Below are 17,623 nucleotides of genomic sequence, written 5' to 3' on the forward strand. Positions count from 1 at the left end.
CGACCCCTACGACGTGGGCCTGCTGGTGGTCACCGGAAACCTGAACTGCGAGCACATCGGCCGCATGAGTTTTGACGTGATTGTTGGCGGCCATCTCCACGCCCAATCGGTGTGCGTCAACACCTCGAACGACTATCTGCTGCGGGTCGGCGGCGACATCACCTGCGACTTCTTTTCCGAATACGGCTGCGCTGTGGAGGTGCAGGGCAAGATCATCTGCCCCAAGGTGCTCTCCCTCATGAACAAGGTGGTCGCCCATGGCGGCATCGAAGGCGAGCTGATAGACAACTTCCGGGGCAAGGATGTCGCGCAGGTGCTCATCAGCGAGGTGCTGACAGAAGACGGGTACTTTGACGAGGAGAAGTTCGAGGCCTGTGTCCGCAGCGGGAAGTCGCCCTACAAGGACTGACCTTCAGCCGGTCTTCAGGGCGCGCATCTGCTTACTTTCAAACCAATGGCTGAAAAAAGCTCAAGGGGTAAGCACAAATTCCTATTAAAAATCGGCCCTACCGCGCGACTGACAAGCGCAAGAAGCTATAAATAACATAGCATTTCATGGCAGCGCCTGTGGCTCCGCTCGGCATGCGCTGTGGGCCCGGCCCACCGATCACGCCAAGCCAGCCCCTGGGGGGCCATCGCCCCCAAACAATTCAAACACCATGCTGCGCAGCCATTGGTTCACCGGCTCGCGGTGCACCTTGGCGTGCCAAAATACGCTGATGGGTGCGTCAGGCAGTTTGACGGGGTGCGTGCGCAGCACCAGGCCAAAGGGCTCGACCAGCTTGAGCGCCAGCCGCTCGGGCACCGTCGCCACCAGCGCCGTGCTTTGGAGGATGTGGCCCACGCTCACAAAGTGCGGCACGCTCAGCCGCACCAGGCGGTCGATGCCAGCTTTCTGGATCAGCTCGTCCACCTTGCCGTGCCCCGTCCCTGCTGACACGATCACCAGGTGCTCCGCCGCTTTGTAATCCGACAGCAGCAGCTTGGGCCGGTCCAGCGCGTGGCCCTTGCGGAACAGGCACACATACCGCTGGCGGAAAAGGCGCCGCTGGAAAAAACCCGCTTGGAGCTGCGGCAGCAGGCCGATGGCCAGGTCCACCTTGCCTGCCTCCATGTCTTCGCGCAGGTGGGCGGCGTTGTTGCGCACGGTGTTCAGCGTGACGCCCGGCGCCTCCCGTCCCAGGCGCTCCAGCAGCGCGGGCAGGAAGACGATCTCGCCAATGTCTGTCATGCCGATGGTGATGGTGCGCTTGAGCGTTGCGGGCGTGAACTGTGTGCGCTGGTTCAGCCCGCTGTGGATCATGCCCAGCGCATACCCCACGGACTCGCCCAGTTGCTCGGCAAAAGGCGTGGGCACCATGCCGCCCGAGGTGCGCAAGAACAGCTCGTCGCCAAAAATGCGCCGCAGCTTGGCCAGCGCGTTGCTCACGGCAGGCTGCGTCAGCCCCAGGTTGTCAGCCACCTTTGACACGCGCCGTTCGACCATGAGTTGCTGAAACAGCACCAGCAGGTTCAGGTCGATATCCGATAGCTCCATCGCCACTCCATCAGCTCGGGTGATATGAAGATCAGATGGTATTGCAGCCAGTGATTCGCGGGCGCAGTTCTGGGCACAATCGACCACATGACCTTGAACGCAGCCCGCCATGGACATCCTCGTTCAGCCGCTTAACCGCGTGATCCGCGCCGAGCCCGGCGTGAACCTGCTCGACGCTCTGCGCGCGGCGCAGGTTCCGATGTCGTATTCATGCCTGTCGGGCCGCTGCGGCATCTGCCGCTGCCGGGTGCTGTCTGGTGAGGTGCTCGATGGCGGGCGCGAGCAGCAGCGCCCGCTGGACGGCGTGGACGGTGCCGTGCTGGCCTGCCAGACCTATGTGACCGAGCCCTGCACCATCGAAGTGCCCGCCCCCGAAGAGGCCGTGGTGCACCGTGCGCGCGTGGCCAAGGCCACCGTGGTGGCCATCGAGCCGCTGGCGGCAGACATTCGGCGCCTGCTGCTCAAGGTGGCAAAACCCATTGCGTTTTCACCAGGCCAGTACGTGCAGCTGGGGTTCACGCCGACGCATGTGCGCCCCTATTCGATGGCAAACCTGCCGGGCGAACAGCTGCTGGAGTTCCACATACAGCTCATGCCCCAGGGCCGGGTCAGCGGCTACATCGCCGGGCAGCTCAAGGTGGGGGACAAGGTCAAGGTCAGCGGGCCACTGGGTGCGGCCTATCTGCGCCAACAGCACACGGGGCCCATGCTGTGCGTGGCTGGGGGCACCGGGCTGGCGTCGGTGCTGTCGGTGGTGCGCGGCGCAGTGGCTGCGGGCATGCGCAACCCCATTCACCTGTACATCGGTCTGCGCTCGCCGCGCGAGCTGTATGGCCTGGCATGGCTGGACCATTTGCGCGGCGTGCACCCTGCCCTGCAGGTGCATGTGGTGGTGGCATCAGGCGCCGACCCTGCCACGCAGCGGCGCGGGCTGGTGACCCAGGCCATCGAGCAGGACCACGCAAGCCTGCGCGGCTGGCAGGCGTACCTGTGCGGATCGCCCCCGATGGTGGAGACCACCACACTGCTGGCGCTGGGCAAAGGCCTGGAGGCGGCGCACCTCCATGCCGAGGCTTTCTACATGCAGGGCGACTGAGGGGTCAGAGCCTTCAGGCTCAGCCCGCATCCGGCTGCGCACTGGGCGCCGCCTTGCGAAACGCTTCCAGCTGCGCGCAGGCTGTGTCCACCGCTTGCACCAGCGGCCAGCGCGACAAGTCCACCTTGAAGCGGCGCGCGCTCTCCACCTGCGGCACCAGGTACACATCGGCCAGCGTGGGGGTGCTGCCAAAGCAGAAATCACCGCGATGCGAGTCCTTCGACAACAGCGCCTCGATGGCATCAAAGCCCGCGCTGATCCAGGTGCCGCACCAGTCGTTCACAGCAGCCTCGTCGGCACCAAAGCGGTGACGCAGCGCCTCCAGAATGCGGCGGTTGTTGATGGGGTGGATGTCGCAGCCCACGATGGCCGCCAGGGCACGCACCTGGGCGCGATCGCCTGCATCGGCGGGCAGCAGCGGTGGGGTGGGATAGCGCTCCTCGAGCCACTCGATGATGGCGGGCGACTGGATCATCAGGCGCTCATCGGCCTCCAGCACGGGCACGAACTGCTGCGGGTTGATGGCCTTGAAGGCATCGCCAAAATGTTCCTCACGCCGCAAATCGACCGCGACCTGCTCGTAGACCAGCCCCTTGAGGTTGAGCGCAATGCGCAAGCGGTGGGAGGTTCCGCTGCGGAAGAAGGAATAGAGTTTCATGCTCAGTCTCTGTTTCAGTCCCTGTGTCAGTCCAGGGCAATCTTGGCACGCTTGACGACTTCACCAAACGTGCGCGAATCGCGTTCGATGGCCTTGGTGAGTTCAGCGGGCGGGCCGATGTAGGGCTCGAAACCGAAGGTCGCCAGGCGCTCCTTGACCTCCGAGGTGGCCAGCACCTTGCCCACGTCGGCATTGATCTTCTCGATGGCGGCCTTCGGCGTGCCAGCAGGCGCGAACAGGCCCACCCAGGTCTTCACTTCAAACCCGGCCGGGCCGCCCGCTTCGCCCATGGTCGGAATGTCGGTGAAGCCCGCCAGACGCTGAGGCGCAGCCAGCGCCAGAAACTTCACCTTCTTGGCCTGGTACATCGGCCCGGCCGTCGCCGCCGTGCCAAACGCCCACTTGATGTCGCCCGTGGCCACAGAGGTGTAGACGCTGCCCATGTCCTTGTACGGCACATGCATCATCTTTGTGCCCGTTGCTGCCTCCAGACTCGCCGCGCCCACATGGGCCACGCTGCCAATGCCCCAGGAGCCGTAGGTGATGTCGCCCGGCGCCGCCTTGGCCGCCTTGATCAAATCGCCCACATCCTTCCAGGGCGAGTTGGCCGCCACCACCACAAAGAAGTTCGTGAAATACACCGGCGCCACGGGCTCAAAGTCTTTGACTGGGTCGTAGGGCAGCTGCTTGAACACATGCGGCTGCAGGGCCATGTGCGTGTTGTCTACCTGCAGCAGGGTGTAGCCGTCTGGCGTTGCGCGCTTGGCATCACCGATGGCGATGAACCCGTTGGCCCCTGGTTTGTTGTCGATGACAAGTTGCTGCCCCCAGTTGCGCGACAAGCGCTCGCTGAGGATGCGCATCACCGCGTCAGGGCCGCTGCCGGGCGAATACGGCGCGACGGAGCGAACGGGTTTGGCGGGGAAGGTCTGCGCCACGGCGTCGGGCACGCTCGCGGCGGCCACAAGGGCCAGCGCGCAAAGCGCCAGAGCGGGTTTAAAAAACTGTGAACAAATGGCGGTCAGCATGGGGGGGGTCTCCTTGGTTTTATGAAAGCCGAATCCGGCTTGGTGAGTGATGTATCAAACAGTGACTTGCGCACGGTGGCTGTGCAGCGCCTCAAAAATCGGCGCGTCGCTGAAGCGGAACAGGTCCAGCGCTCCAGCGGCCGATGCCTGGGCCGAGAACGGCTGCCACGACGGCACCACAAACAAGTCGCCCCGCGCCACCTGCCAGGTGCGTTCACCCACCGTGACGGTGCCGCTGCCGTCAAACACCTGGAACACGGACGAACCCACCTCGCGGTGCACCCGCGTCGCGCCGCCCGCGCGCACGCGGTGCATTTCGGTCCGCATCGTGGGCAACACATCGGCGCCGGTGGTGGGGTTGGTAAAGCGCACCGCTGCATGCCCGGGGCTCAGCGTGCCCGCCTGGCCTTCGTCTTCCAGCGTCAGCTGATCGGCCAGCGCACGGTCGGTGTCCACCCAGCGGTAGGCCAGCAGGGGCGTGGCGGGCTGGGCCTGCACCATCGACACCGGGCGCAGGCCGGGGTGGCCCCACAGCCTTTCGGAATAAGAACGCTCGGCGGTGGTGCGCTCGGCGGGTGGGAGCTTCTCGCGCCCCACCTCGAAGAACTGGCTCTCGGTGTAGTGCGAGAACGGAATGTCCAGGCCGTCGATCCAGGCCATGGGCTCGGTGGCAGCGTTGTGGTGGGCATGCCAGTTCCAGCCGGCCTGGGGCAGAAAGTCGCCCCGCGACATGCGCACGGCATCGCCATTGACCACGGTCCACACGCCCTCGCCTTCCACCACAAAACGAAACGCGTGCTGCGTGTGCCGGTGCTCGGGCGCGTCTTCGCCGGGCATCAGGTACTGAATGGCAGCCCACAGCGTGGGCGTGGCAAACGGGCGCCCACCCAGCGCCGGGTTGGCCAGCGCAATCGCACGGCGCTCGCCGCCACGGCCCACAGGCACGATGGCGCCCGCCTGTGCGGCCAGGGCCTTCAAGCGGTCCCAGCGCCACAAGTGCGGCACAGCCTTGGATTGGGGCTGGCGGGGCATCAGGTCGCCAATCTGCGTCCAGAGCGGCACCAGCAGCTCTTGCTCAAAGCCCCGGTACAGCTGCTCCAGTTCGGGCGTCGGATCGGGCTGGCCTTTGCCCGGAATGGCGTGCAGCCGCACGGGGGACGGCGTGAGGTCGGTGGTCATGGTGGGGTTGTCTCCTGGATGTGGTTTTTCTTATTCCGCCGGGCCAACGTGGAGCACGATGCTGCCCACGCCTTCAATGCGGCCTTCAATGCGGTCGCCTGCCAGCACGGGGCCTACGCCCTCGGGCGTGCCGGTAAAGATCAGGTCGCCCGGCTGCAGGTGGTAGAACTTGGACAGATCGGCAATCAGCTCGGGAATGTTCCAGATCAGCTTGGACAGGTCGGACTTCTGGCGCACGGTGCCATTGACCGACAGCTCCAGGTCGCCCTGACCCAGCACCACCTGCGGCATGGGCACGATCTCGGAGACCACGGACGACTGCTCCACATCCTTGCCCAGGTCCCAAGGCCGGCCCTTGTCGCGCGCTACCAGCTGCAGGTCGCGGCGCGTCATGTCCAGGCCGCAGGCATAGCCATAGACAAGGCGGGGCGCATCCGCCTCGCTCACACGAAAACCCGGCGCACCAATGGCCAGCACCAGTTCCATTTCGTGGTGGTAGTTCTGTGTGCCGGGTGGGTAGGCCACGGTCGCGCCAGACTCGACCAGCGTGGAGGGTGCCTTGGTGAAATAGAACGGCACCTCCACTGCCTTATCCACCGGGCGTCCCATCTCCACCGCATGCGCGTGGTAGTTGCGGCCCACAAAGAACAGCCGGTGGATGGGCAGGCGCTCGCTGCGGCCACGCACAGGCAGCGAATAGACGGGGGGCGGGGTCCAGAGGTAAGTGGTGGCAGTGGTGGTGGTCATCGGTGGTTTCCTTTTGCTAATGCTGTTGCTGTTGCTGTTGCTGGTAGTGATGCTGCGGTTTCGGCATTTGTCTACTAAAGCCGTTCACGCTGAGCTTGTCGAAGCGCCGCGCAAGGCTTCGACAAGCTCAGCCCGAACGGATGTTTCAAGAACGGACATTTCAAATTCCATGGGGATCCATCCAATGCATTCCCCCTGAGCCGTTCACGCTGAGCACCGTCGAAGCGCTGCGCAGGCTGTGTCACAGCTTGGCCATCGGCGTGCCCAAGTCGGCCAACCGCTCGGCATCCACCGGCTTGCGCTGCTCGATCAGCCTGCGGGCAAAGCGCAGGTCGCGCGCTGCGTTGGCCCCTACGGCGGCCTGCACCACATCTCCTGCCAGGTAGAACAGCACAAAGCTGCCGCTGGCCGGGTCGCCGCGCTGCACCACGCGGTGCGCAGGCGTGGGCATGCCGTAGATCTGCAGGTTCATGCCGTACTGGTCGGACCAGAACCACGGCAGCGGTTGGTAGTCCACGGCCTGACCCAGGGCCGAGCGTGCAGCGGCCATGCCTTGCTCCTGCGCGTTCTGCCACGACTCCAGCCGCAGGCTGCGGCCTGCCCAGGGGCTGGGCGCCACGGCCACATCGCCTGCAGCCAGGATGTCAGGGTCGGACGTGCGGCATTGGGCATCGACCAGCACGCCACCTTCGCAAGCCAGGCCCGCCGCGCGCGCCAGCTCATCGTTGGGCACCAGGCCAACGCCCAGCACGATGGAGTCGCACGCCAGCGCGCTGCCATCGGCCAGCAAGACCTCCGAGCGAATATCTGAGCCGTCTGCGCCATCTGCAGCGCGGGCAAAGCCCCGCACACCCGCGCCCAGCAGCACGCGCACGCCCTGGGCGCGGTGCAGCGCCAGCAGATACGCCGACACCTCGGCGGGCACGGTGCGTTCACACAAGCGGCTTTGCGTCTCCACCACCACCACTTCCGCGCCCTGCTGGCGCGCGGTGGCCGCCACCTCCAGGCCGATCCAGCCACCGCCCACCACCACCACGCTGCGGCCAGGCCGAAGGGCCGGGGCCAGCGCCTGCGCATCTTCAATGGTGCGCAGCGTGTGCAGCGGCACCTGGTCTGCCCCCGGCACGGCAAGCCTCCGGGCGCACCCCCCGGTGCACAGGATGAGCTTGTCGTAGGGCTGCGCTGTGCCATCCGACAGCAGCACCTGCTTGGCAGCGCGGTCAATGCGGTGCACCTGCACACCGGGCCGCCATTGCACCGCCAGGGCGTCAAAGGCCTCGGGTTTCATGAGGCGCGTGCTCTCAGGCGCTGCTGCGCCCGAGAGCACCGCCTTCGACAGCGGTGGCCGCTCGTGCGGCGGATGGGCTTCGTCACCGACCAGCACCACGCGGCCAGCAAAGCCTTCGCTGCGCAGCGTTTGCGCCGCCCAGCCGCCCGCCTGGCCCGCACCGACGATCACGATGGTGTGGGCCGGGTGGGCGTTTACGCCTTCATGCGGCAATGCGGCGGCCTCGACCTCAGGTCGTTCGGCAGTCATGGGGGGCTCCTTGAGAGGTTCAGTCCAGGGCCAGCCACACGCGGCCGCCCTCGATCTTCACGGGGTAGCTGCGCAGCGGCTCGGTGACGGGCGCGCAAGTGGGTTTGCCGTTGCGCACATCAAACTTGCCCTGGTGCAAAGGGCATTCGATCTCGTGCCCTTCCAGAAACCCATCGCACAGGCGCGCATGGCCGTGGGTGCAGATGTTGTCGGTGGCAAACACCTCGCCGCCCACGCCATACAGCGCAATGTCGCGCCCGGCCACAGCCAGGCCGATCACGTCATCCTCGGGCACATCGCCGTGCGCGGCGGCGTCAATCCAGTTCGTTGTCATCGTCGTCATGGCGGCTCCTCAGATGGGGTAGATCAGCGAGTTGGGGATCATCTCGCTGTCGTAGACGACCAGGCGCGATGCGAACTTCAGGCCCTCGGGCGTGGGCACCACCTCATCCAGCGTGCGTCCCACGTTGAACACCGTCGATTCCTTCGACAGGCGCGTGCGCAGCACCGCGTAGTTGGCCTCGCAGTGGATGCGGCCATCGGCATCCACCTTGTGCACCAGCGGCGCACCCACCACGTGGCGCTGGTAGTAGGGGTCGTGGAACAGCGTCTCGCGGATACCGTAGACGCGGTCTTTCAGCATGCCCTTGCTGTCAAACGCCAGTGTGGCCAGCGGAAACCCGCGCTCGTGGTTCTCGCGCGGCTGCAGCTTGTACACGCAGTTCTCGATAAAAAACTCTGGCCACGCCTCCCAGTCCGCCGCGTCGAGTGCGCGGGCGTAGCGGGCGTAGAGCTGGTTCAGTTCAAAGTAGGTCTGGAAGTCCATCATGGTCAAGCCTCCGCCTCCATCACCTTGCGCCAGTATTCGTACATGCCCCGGATCAGCGTCTCGGTCACCATGTGATCCGTGTCGCCCACATCGCGCCCGCCCAGCTCGGCCAGCGTGCGGTGCGCGGGCTTGGTCTCAAAGCCTTCTTGCGACCACTCGATCACCTCCCCATCGTCGGCCGACACAAAGCCTGCCGGGCCGAACAGATTGGCCTGGCGCAGGCGGCGCTGCGTCATCTCCTCGCTGTCGTCTTCAAAGCCGAAATGCGTCCAGACAAAATCAAAAGCCCCCTTGCCATCCGGCTGGATGTGGCGCGTGGACACGCTGTTGACCTGCTGCTGAAAGATCACGCTGGGGAACACGGTCATCATCACGGCCGTGGGCACCGATGCTGGCGCGCTGGGCACCGCTGCATCACCACTGCTTGCAGCCGGGGGTGGCCCCGCCCACCAGTCCTCCTGCGCAATGTCCAAAAAGCGCGGGTCGTTCAGCGACATACTGGCCTTGAAGCTGGACACCTGCGTCACATCCGCCGCCTTGCCCGCCGCGCCACGGGTCGAGACCATGGCCGCATGGCGGTGCTGCGCATCCATTAGCAACTGCGACTTGTTGTCGGCGCGCCAGAGCCCAAAGGTAACGAACCAGGTGTGCAGCAGGCCGGGGTGGTACGGGTCTTTGATGTTCTCTTGCATCAGCTTCCAGTTGCCCGGAATGCGCTGGCGGTTGTAGCCCAGGATGGTGAGCTTGCGGCCATTGAACAGCCGGTCAAAGTAACCCAGGATGGTGGGGCCCAAGAATTCCTCCAGCGGCTCCACGCTGTGGTCAAACGACGCAAACACCACGCCGCCACGGGTAGCCACCTTGAGCTTGGTCAGCCCATGCTCTGCCGGGTTGAAGTCTGCAGGCATGCCGCCATTGACCTTGCCATCCTGCTTCACGCCACGCCGAAAAGGCACGCCCTGCAAGTCGCCCGACAGGGTGTAGTTCCACTGGTGGTACGGGCAGGTCAGGCTCTCGCGGTTGCCATGCCGCTCGCGGCAAAACGCCATGCCCCGGTGTGCGCAGACGTTTTCCACCACATGGATCGAAGCATCCTTGTCACGCACCAGCAGCACCGAGCGCTCGCCAATCACCGTGCGCTTGAAATCCCCCGCGTTGGGAATCTCCGCCTCCAGGCCGACATAGCACCAGTGCCCGTTGTAGAACAAGCGGTCCAGCTCCTTGCGGTACAGCGCCTCATCCGTGTAGGCTTGAAAAGGAATGCGGCTGGTGCCTTCCGTCTCCCAGCGAATCTGCTGCGGGAACACGGTCACGGGGCATTCATGCATGGGCGTCTCCTTTGTTTTTTGTCATCGCCAATCAGTCGATCAATCAGTCTTTCTGGGCCGGTGCGGATGCACCCAGCGCCTGGGGACCGATCATTCGCGCTGCAGCAATATCAGTCAATGGAACGCTAGTGATGTTTCACATCACTGGTGTGAATATGACTTTGACGGCGGTGCGGGAGATTTCTGCACCATGGGGCGGTGCAAGGCGTGCAAGGCCGCGCTGCATGCGGGTGGCATGAGCGAGTTAACGGGAGTGGGTACTGGGGGTACCGCCCAATAGGCGAGCGAGTGTGAAGATGGCTGCTACAGCTATCTCCATTCAAATGCCCGGCCCGCCGAAGGCCAGTCAAGCGCAGCGGTCGACAACTTGATGAACCTCAACGGTTGCCGGGTTGGATTCCACAGGTTGCTGAGCCAGAATGTTGCTAATTGCGACATTCAAGGCGCTGCGATGATTGAAAAACTGGATATTGCGAATTTCGGGTCGTTTGACGGTTTTCGATGGGACACCGATGTCCGTGAGCCGCACGGGGCTGTGGGAAGGTTCAAGAAGCTCAATATTCTCTACGGACGCAACTATTCGGGAAAGACAACGCTCTCCCGCGTCTTCCGTGCGTTCGAAGTCGGTCAGACACCCGCTCGGTACGACAACCCTTCGTTCCAGATTAAGACGGCCAACGGGGAATGGACGCAAGCGCAGCTGAATGTGCAAGGAGCGCCCATTCGCGTCTACAACAAGGATTTCATCGAGGAAAACCTCACTTTTCTTCGCGACGACCAAGGCCACATCCAGCCGTTCGCAGTGCTTGGTGCCAAGAATAATGAGGTCGAGCAAGAGATTGAGAAGGTGAAGACCCAACTTGGAAGCAAGGAGTCAGACACCGGGCTGCGAGCGGATTTTTTCAAGAAGCAGACCGAAGAGAGCAATGCGCAAATCATCGTTGCCCGAAAGACGGAGGCCTTGAACAAGAAATTGTTCGACAAGGCTAACAGCAAACCTGGGGGCATCAAGCACAACACGCTGTACAGCAATCCCTATTACGACGTCCGTAACCTCAATGCAGATATCGCACATGTCCAGTCTCACCAAATTGCGATTCTGGATGAGACGGTGCGGGTCGAGAAAATCGGTCTGCTCACGCAGAAACCACTCAATGACATTAGCCCGCTTGCTGCCTTCGCATCAAGCACTGCGGCATTGAACAAGCGCGTTGTGGCAATTGCAGGCGAGAAGATTCAGCCCAGCGCGCCGCTTCAAGACCTCCTGAACTCTGCCGTCCTAACGAACTGGGTCAGGGACGGCCGACCGCTGCATGTGAACCGTGACTGCTGTGCATTCTGTCGGCAGCCTTTGCCTGCCGACCTGACAGAGACGTTGAACAATCACTTTAACGAGGAATCAGAAAAACTGCAGGCCCAAATCCAACGTTTCCTACAGGATTGCGAGTCCGAGCGCGCTCGGATCCACGCCTTGAGTCTGCCTGAGCGAAATCGGTTCTATTCATCCTTCCACGCAAAGCGCGACCAGATCGAAGAGAAGCTCGGCGCTGCAAAGGCAGGGTACGAGCGAGCACTTGACGAGTTATCCAAGGTAGCACGTGAGCGCTCAGAAAACATTTTCTCTGCTCGCGAACTCACCGAAGTCGTTACTGATTCCGATTCGGGAATCGGCGCTGCTTTAAATGAGGGAAACGAGCTAATCCGTCAGAGCAACGAGCACACCGCTCAAATCGGCGCATCCCAGAAGCAATTGAGAGATGAATTGCGTCTGAGCGAGGTGGCCGCGTTTGTGGCCGACAGCGGACTGGATGAGGCCAAGGCGGACATCGAACAAGACCGACAGAAGCTCGAAGCGCTTACCAAGGAGCGCGAGGAATTGGAAGTCGAAGGCAAGAAACTGCGCGCTGCATTGGAGGCGCTGCAAGCGCAGCTTAGAGACGAGAAACGCGGCGCTGAGCGCGTCAACCGTTACCTAGGCCACTCACTGGGTGGAACAAGCCTGCGCCTTAAGGCTGAAGAGGAAGACGGTAAGGCAACCTATCGGTTTCGCATCATGCGAGGCGAAGAGGAGGCATTCAATCTGAGCGAGGGTGAGTGCAGCCTCGTCGCCTTTTGCTATTACTTGGCGCGGTTGGACGACGTTCAGACCCATGGGACAAAGCCCATCATCTACATTGACGACCCTATTTCGAGTCTTGACAGCAATCACATCTTCTTCATCTTCACCCTGATTGAATCCTTCATAGCAAAGCGGCTTGTCGGCAGCGATGGGACTGAACTCAAGGACGCCGCAGGAAAACCCATCTACCGCTACGAGCAGCTCTTCATCTCCACACACAACCTTGACTTCCTGAAGTACCTCAAACGGCTGACGCCGCCCGAGCAGGTGGAGAGGTTTCTCGTCAGCCGCAAAGCGACATCGAGTTCCATCTCGCTCATGCCCAAGTACCTCAAGTCCTACATCACCGAGCTCAACTATCTCTTCGCTGAGATTCATACTTGCACGGATGATGCCAACTCGGCCGCGAGCTATCACAGCTTTTATAACTTCGGTAACAACCTCAGAAAATTCTTGGAAGCATTCTTGTTCTTCAAATACCCCAGCGGAACCGTGAATAACGATAAACGCTTGCAGCTCTTCTTTGGAGATGACGTCGGCGCGGTTGCCTTCCTGAACCGATTGACTAACGAGCACTCCCACCTAGAAGAGTATGTAGACCGAGGAATGGTGCCCATCGACTGTGCTGAAATTGCTCTAACCGCGAAGTTTGTGCTGGGAGCGATGAAGGCAAAGGACCCCGACCAGTACCAGCACTTCCTGAGCAGCATCAACGCAGGGGACCCCCTTGCCGCGTGAGCGCCCCTGGTCACACCATCAGGTCGGAGAACCTGTGGCATGCCATCAACGGCCATATCGACTCGACTGACCGCTGTCGATGACGATAGTCGTTCAGCGATGGAAACGTGGGCGGCGGCTCTCAGCCTAAAACGGCCAGACACTCCGCCCAAAAAGATCTGCCTATTCCCGCCCACGGAAGCTCAGCACCTCGCGCCCAGCATCAACCACCTCACTACCAATTTGATAGCTATAAGCGCTTGATAGACAGGCGGCAGAGCCCGATTTTCTTCAAATTTCAGCACACCGCATCACTGAAACCACGCGCACACCCACCTCGCCGGTGCTCAAGGCGCACTGCCACTGAGACAGGCCACGCACCGCCACGCCAGCAGAAGCCAGCGCAGCGGCGCGTAATGCACAACGCTTTCTTTCTCTCTCCGGCAGCGGCTTACTTCACCGCAAACCGCACATTCGCCGCCTTCTTGCCCGGCAGCGTCACCAGCGCCACCACCTTGGTGCCGGGTGCGACCTTGAAGATGCCTTTGGTTTCGAGCCTGCCCTCGCCGGCCGGTACAAGCACAGCCTCGGATTTTTCGGTGCCGTTGAGCAGGGTGAGCTTGGCGCTCACGCCCTCGGTCTTGGCGGGTTTGCCGTGATCGCGCAGGTGCAGGGTGATGGTGTCGGGTTTGGCGACGAGTTCATAGTCCATGTCGTTGGCCTCGGCCACGATGCCGCCGTGTTGGGGCTTGTGGTCGTGGCCTGCGCCGTGGTCGCCAGCGGCATGGACGGCGGTGGTGGCTAAAGCTGCGAGGGCCAGGGCGGCGAAAAGTTGGCGGGTGGTTTTCATGAGAGTCCTTTCAAAGGGTGAATGAAAAAGCAAACGAACAAATAAAGAGAACAAATACAAAACAAGAAAAACTCAGAACGCCTCGGCGTTCTTGTCGTCCAGCAGGCGTTCGGCATCCTTGCGGCCAAACAGCCAGAACAGGGCCGGGGTGAGGAAGGTGTCGAGCAGCGTGGAGCTGATGAGGCCGCTGAAGATGACCACGGCCACCGGGTGCAGGATTTCGGTGCCGGGGCGCTCGGCCTCCAGCAGCAGCGGGGCCAGGGCAAAGGCGGTGACCAGGGCGGTCATCAGCACGGGGCTCAAGCGCTCCAGCGAGCCGCGCACGATCATGGCGGTGTCAAAGCGCTCGCCCTCCACGCGCATCAGGTTGAGGTAGTGGCTCACCTTCAAAATGCCGTTGCGCACCGAGATGCCCGCCAGCGTGATGAAGCCGATCAGCGCCGCCACAGACAGCGGCTGGCCCGACACCCACAGCCCCAGCACCGCGCCCACCAGCGCCAGCGGGATGTTGGCCATGATGAGGGCCGAGAGCGTGGCCGAGCGGTAGCGCGTGTACAGCACCACGAACATCAGCACCAGCGAGACCACGGCGAGCATGCCCACCAGGCGGCTGGCTTCTTCCTGCGCCTGGAACTGGCCGCCCAGGGTGATGAAGTAGCCCTCAGGCAGGCGGGTGTCGCCCACGGCCTGGCGGATGTCGGCCACCACGTCGGACAGCGCCCTGCCCTGCGCGTTGGCCGAGAGCACGATGCGGCGCTTGCCATCGTCGCGGCTGATCTGGTTGGGACCGTCGCCTTCTTCGATGGTGGCCAGGCGCGACAGGGGCACGGGGCCACGCGGCGTGTCGATCAGCACGCGCGCCAGGCCGTCGATGGAGCGTGCGCTGTCGGGCAGGCGCACCACCAGCGCAAAGCGGCGGCTGCCTTCCACCACCTGGGCCACCTTCTCGCCCTCTACCAGCGTCTGCAGCGCGGCCAGCACCTGGGGTGCGGGCACGCCCATTTGCGCGGCGGCGGCGTAGTCCACGCGCACGGTGATCTGCGGCGCCAGCACCTGCTTTTCCACCTCCAGGTCGGCCAGGCCGGGGATGCCCGCCAGCCGCGCGCGCAGGGCCTCGGCCTGGCCGCGCAGCGTGTCCAGGTCGTCGCCAAAGAGCTTGATGGCGATCTGCGAGCGCACGCCCGAGAGCATGTGGTCGATGCGGTGCGAGATGGGCTGGCCGATGGCGATGGCGGCAGGCAGGTGCGCGAGGCGGCTGCGGATGTCGGCCTGCACCTCGGCCATGCTGCGCTTGAGCTCGGCCGCAGGCAGCAGGCCCACGTCCAGCTCGCTCACGTGCACGCCTTCGGCATGTTCATCGAGCTCGGCGCGGCCACTGCGCCGGCCCACGTGCGTGACCTCGGGCACCTGGCGCACCAGCACCTCGGCCTGGCGGGCCAGCGCGCTCGATTCGGCCAGCGTGACGCCGGGGTTGAGCCGCATGCCGATGAGCAGCGTGCCTTCGTTGAACGGCGGCAGGAACGTGGTCGGGAAAAACGGCACCGCCGCTGCCGACAGCGCCACCGCCGCCGCGCTCACGGCCAGGGCGGTGCGCGGGCGCGCCAGCACGGCCGAGAGCCCGTTGCGGTAGCGCGCCTTGAGCCAGGCCACCACGCGCGTGTCACCATGATCCAGGTTCTTCATGCGCGGCAGCAGGTAGAAAGCCAGCACCGGCGTGACCGTGACCGACACCAGCAGCGATGCCAGCGTGGACACGATGAACGCAATGCCCAGCGGCACAAACAGCCGCCCCTCGATGCCCGGCAGCGCAAACAGCGGCAAGAACACCAGCACGATGATGGCCGTGGCATACAGGATGCCCGAGCGCACTTCCATGGACGCGAGCTTGACCACCTCGATGGGGTGCAGGCGGTGGTGGGGGTGTTTGGCGCGGTCCATCTTCAGGCGGCGCAGCACGTTTTCCACATCGACCACCGCGTCGTCCACCAGGCCACCAATGGCGATGGCCAGGCCGCCCAGCGTCATGGTGTTGATCGACAGGCCGAAATACTTGAACACCAGCGCCGTGATGAAGATGGACACCGGGATGGCCGTGAGCGCAATCACCGTGGGCCTGAGCGTGCCGAGGAACACGAACAAAATCACCGCCACAAACACCGAGGCGCCCATGAGCTTGCCCTGCAGCGTGGTGACCGATGCCTCGATGAAGCTTGCCTGGCGGAAGGTGACGCGTGGCGACTCCATGCCTGCGGGCAGGGATTTCTTCAGGTCCACCAGCGCGGCCTCGATGCTGCGCGTGAGCCCGATGGTGTCGGCCGTGGGTTGCTTCTGGATGCCCAGGATGACGGCGCCCTGCCCTTCAAAGCCCGCGTCACCGCGCTTGGTGGCGGCGGCAAAGGTGGCATCGGCCACCTGGCGCAGCAGCACGCTCTGGCCGTTTTTGGCGGTGAGGGCCAGGTTCTGCAGGTCTTCGAGCCGCGAGGTGCGGCCCAGGTGGCGGATGAGGTATTCGCGCCCGCCCAGCTCCAGAAACCCGCCCGAGGTGTTGGCCGCAAAGCCCTTGAGCGCGCCCGTGAGCTGGTCGTGCGTGATGCCCAGCGCCGCCATGCGCGCCGTGTCGGGCAGCACCTGGAACTGGCGCACTTCGCCACCGATGGGGATCACCTGCGCCACACCGGGGATGGCCATGAGGCGCGGGCGCAGCACCCAGTCGGCGTACTCGCGCACGGCCATGGGGGTGGTCTTGGCCGCGTCGATGGGGATGGCCACCTGCATGATCTCGCCCATGATGGAGCTGATGGGCCCCATGCGCGGCGTGATGCCGCTGGGCAGGCCCTCTTCCATGGACGACAGGCGTTCAGACACCATCTGCCGCGCGCGGTAGATGTCGGTGCTCCAGTCGAAGGTGACGTAGATGAACGACAGCCCCGCGCTGGAGGTGGAGCGCACGCTCTCCACACCGGGCAGGCCGTTCATCGTGGTCTCCAGCGGGAAGGTGATGAGCTGCTCCACCTCTTCAGCGGCCATGCCGCCCGCCTCGGTCATGAGGGTGACGGTGGGTTTGTTGAGGTCGGGAAACACGTCCACCGGCGTGCGCGAGAGCGTGAAGGCGCCATAGGCCATGAGCACAGCGGCGGCGATGAGCACCAGCAGCCGGTTGACCAGGCTGTTTTCGAGAAGCCACTTGAACATCGTGACTCCTTAGCGGACCTGGTTGATAAGCGTGGCGCCCTGCGTGGCCACGCGGTCGCCGGGCTTCAGGCCCGAGGTCACGGCCACCGAGGTGCCATCGAGCGGCACCGCCGTGACCACCCGTGGCGCAAAGCGCTCGGGCGACTCCTTGACCCAGACAATGGTCTGGTTGGCCGGGTTGCGCAGCAGCGCGGCGGCGGGCACTTGCACGCCATCGACCTTGTCGGTGGACTGCACGAACACGCGCACCGGCTGGCCAATTGCCAAGTGAGCCAAGGCGCCAAGCGCAGACGAGTCGCCCGCAAACTGCAGCGGCTGCGCCTGATCACGCAGGCTGCGCGCTGCGCCCAGAAAGCGCAGTGGCACGCGCTGCCCGGCCACGGCCAGCGTGGCACCGGCCACGCTCTGGGCTTGTGCCGGGTCGTAAGCCAGGGCCTCGATGCGCAGGCGCGATGGGTCTACCACCTCAAACACCAGTTCGCGCGCATCCACCACCTGCCCGGCCACGGCATTGGCCGAGGCGATGACGCCCGACACCGGCGCCACCAGCGCATCGCGTGTGGCCAGGCCCGCGCCCACGGCGACCAGGCGCTGGGTGAGGCTCTGCAGCTCGCTCTCGGCCGCCTCGATGTCCTTGCGCGGCACGGTGTCGGCCAGCTCCGTGAGGCGCGCCACGCGCCGTGCGGCCAGGTCGCGTGCAGCGCGCAGTTCAGCCTGCTGGGCCAGTTGGTTGGAGCGCTCGATGGCGCCCGCCGTGGGCACCACGTAGGCCAGCACCTCGCCCTTGCGCACCGCCTGGCCCACGC

15 protein-coding genes are annotated in these 17,623 nt (G+C 64.0%); 3 read left to right on the forward strand and 12 right to left on the reverse strand.

Features of this window, described 5'->3' with window-relative positions:
- On the forward strand, positions 1-409 hold a 409-nt coding region (locus tag AC07Z7_RS22265; protein ID WP_494767696.1), incomplete at its 5' end, for a hypothetical protein.
- Positions 410-607: 198 nt separating this feature from the next.
- Here AC07Z7_RS22265 and AC07Z7_RS22270 read toward each other — a convergent pair.
- Positions 608-1,537, reverse strand: a complete 930-nt coding sequence (locus AC07Z7_RS22270) for a LysR family transcriptional regulator (RefSeq protein ID WP_494767697.1) — start codon at positions 1,535-1,537, stop codon at positions 608-610.
- Positions 1,538-1,646: 109 nt separating this feature from the next.
- Between AC07Z7_RS22270 and AC07Z7_RS22275 the strand changes: the two genes are divergently transcribed.
- Entirely contained in the window at positions 1,647-2,633 is a 987-nt protein-coding gene (locus AC07Z7_RS22275; protein ID WP_494767698.1) for a 2Fe-2S iron-sulfur cluster-binding protein, read from the forward strand.
- A gap of 19 nt (positions 2,634-2,652) precedes the next feature.
- On the opposite strand, the gene maiA is transcribed toward AC07Z7_RS22275, so the two are convergent.
- The 8 genes from maiA to AC07Z7_RS22315 all read right to left on the reverse strand — a co-directional run bounded on the left by maiA (position 2,653) and on the right by AC07Z7_RS22315 (position 9,939).
- Positions 2,653-3,291, reverse strand: coding sequence for a maleylacetoacetate isomerase (maiA, locus tag AC07Z7_RS22280; RefSeq protein ID WP_494767699.1), 639 nt, complete (start codon positions 3,289-3,291; stop codon positions 2,653-2,655).
- Between the two features lie 26 nt (positions 3,292-3,317).
- Positions 3,318-4,319, reverse strand: coding sequence for a Bug family tripartite tricarboxylate transporter substrate binding protein (locus AC07Z7_RS22285; RefSeq protein WP_494767700.1), 1,002 nt, complete (start codon positions 4,317-4,319; stop codon positions 3,318-3,320).
- A gap of 54 nt (positions 4,320-4,373) precedes the next feature.
- A complete protein-coding gene (locus tag AC07Z7_RS22290; protein WP_494767701.1) occupies positions 4,374-5,498 on the reverse strand; it encodes a cupin domain-containing protein in 1,125 nt (374 codons plus the stop codon).
- Positions 5,499-5,528: 30 nt separating this feature from the next.
- Complete coding sequence (locus tag AC07Z7_RS22295; protein WP_494767702.1) at positions 5,529-6,245, reverse strand: fumarylacetoacetate hydrolase family protein; 717 nt, start codon at positions 6,243-6,245, stop codon at positions 5,529-5,531.
- 241 nt (positions 6,246-6,486) lie between these two features.
- Positions 6,487-7,782 (reverse strand): NAD(P)/FAD-dependent oxidoreductase, encoded by a 1,296-nt coding sequence (locus AC07Z7_RS22300; protein WP_494767703.1) that lies wholly within the window; start codon positions 7,780-7,782, stop codon positions 6,487-6,489.
- Between the two features lie 19 nt (positions 7,783-7,801).
- Complete coding sequence (locus tag AC07Z7_RS22305; protein ID WP_121505893.1) at positions 7,802-8,125, reverse strand: non-heme iron oxygenase ferredoxin subunit; 324 nt, start codon at positions 8,123-8,125, stop codon at positions 7,802-7,804.
- A gap of 9 nt (positions 8,126-8,134) precedes the next feature.
- Positions 8,135-8,608 (reverse strand): aromatic-ring-hydroxylating dioxygenase subunit beta, encoded by a 474-nt coding sequence (locus AC07Z7_RS22310; protein ID WP_055398708.1) that lies wholly within the window; start codon positions 8,606-8,608, stop codon positions 8,135-8,137.
- Between the two features lie 5 nt (positions 8,609-8,613).
- Positions 8,614-9,939: an aromatic ring-hydroxylating dioxygenase subunit alpha gene (locus AC07Z7_RS22315; RefSeq protein ID WP_494767704.1), complete on the reverse strand. Its 1,326-nt coding sequence runs from the start codon at positions 9,937-9,939 to the stop codon at positions 8,614-8,616.
- Between the two features lie 370 nt (positions 9,940-10,309).
- Between AC07Z7_RS22315 and AC07Z7_RS22320 the strand changes: the two genes are divergently transcribed.
- Positions 10,310-12,796: an AAA family ATPase gene (locus AC07Z7_RS22320; RefSeq protein ID WP_494767705.1), complete on the forward strand. Its 2,487-nt coding sequence runs from the start codon at positions 10,310-10,312 to the stop codon at positions 12,794-12,796.
- A 430-nt stretch (positions 12,797-13,226) separates the two neighbouring features.
- Here the strand turns inward: AC07Z7_RS22320 and AC07Z7_RS22325 are convergent, their stop codons facing one another.
- From AC07Z7_RS22325 to AC07Z7_RS22335, 3 genes are all read right to left on the reverse strand, one after another.
- Positions 13,227-13,625 (reverse strand): hypothetical protein, encoded by a 399-nt coding sequence (locus AC07Z7_RS22325; RefSeq protein WP_494767706.1) that lies wholly within the window; start codon positions 13,623-13,625, stop codon positions 13,227-13,229.
- A 72-nt stretch (positions 13,626-13,697) separates the two neighbouring features.
- The gene (locus AC07Z7_RS22330) at positions 13,698-16,817 is read right to left on the reverse strand and encodes an efflux RND transporter permease subunit (protein ID WP_494767707.1); all 3,120 of its coding nucleotides are present in this window, start codon (positions 16,815-16,817) and stop codon (positions 13,698-13,700) included.
- A 9-nt stretch (positions 16,818-16,826) separates the two neighbouring features.
- A partial coding sequence (locus AC07Z7_RS22335; protein WP_494767708.1) for an efflux RND transporter periplasmic adaptor subunit occupies positions 16,827-17,623 on the reverse strand: 797 nt, incomplete at its 5' end.

It is taken from the genome of Acidovorax sp. GW101-11A03, assembly GCF_059424825.1.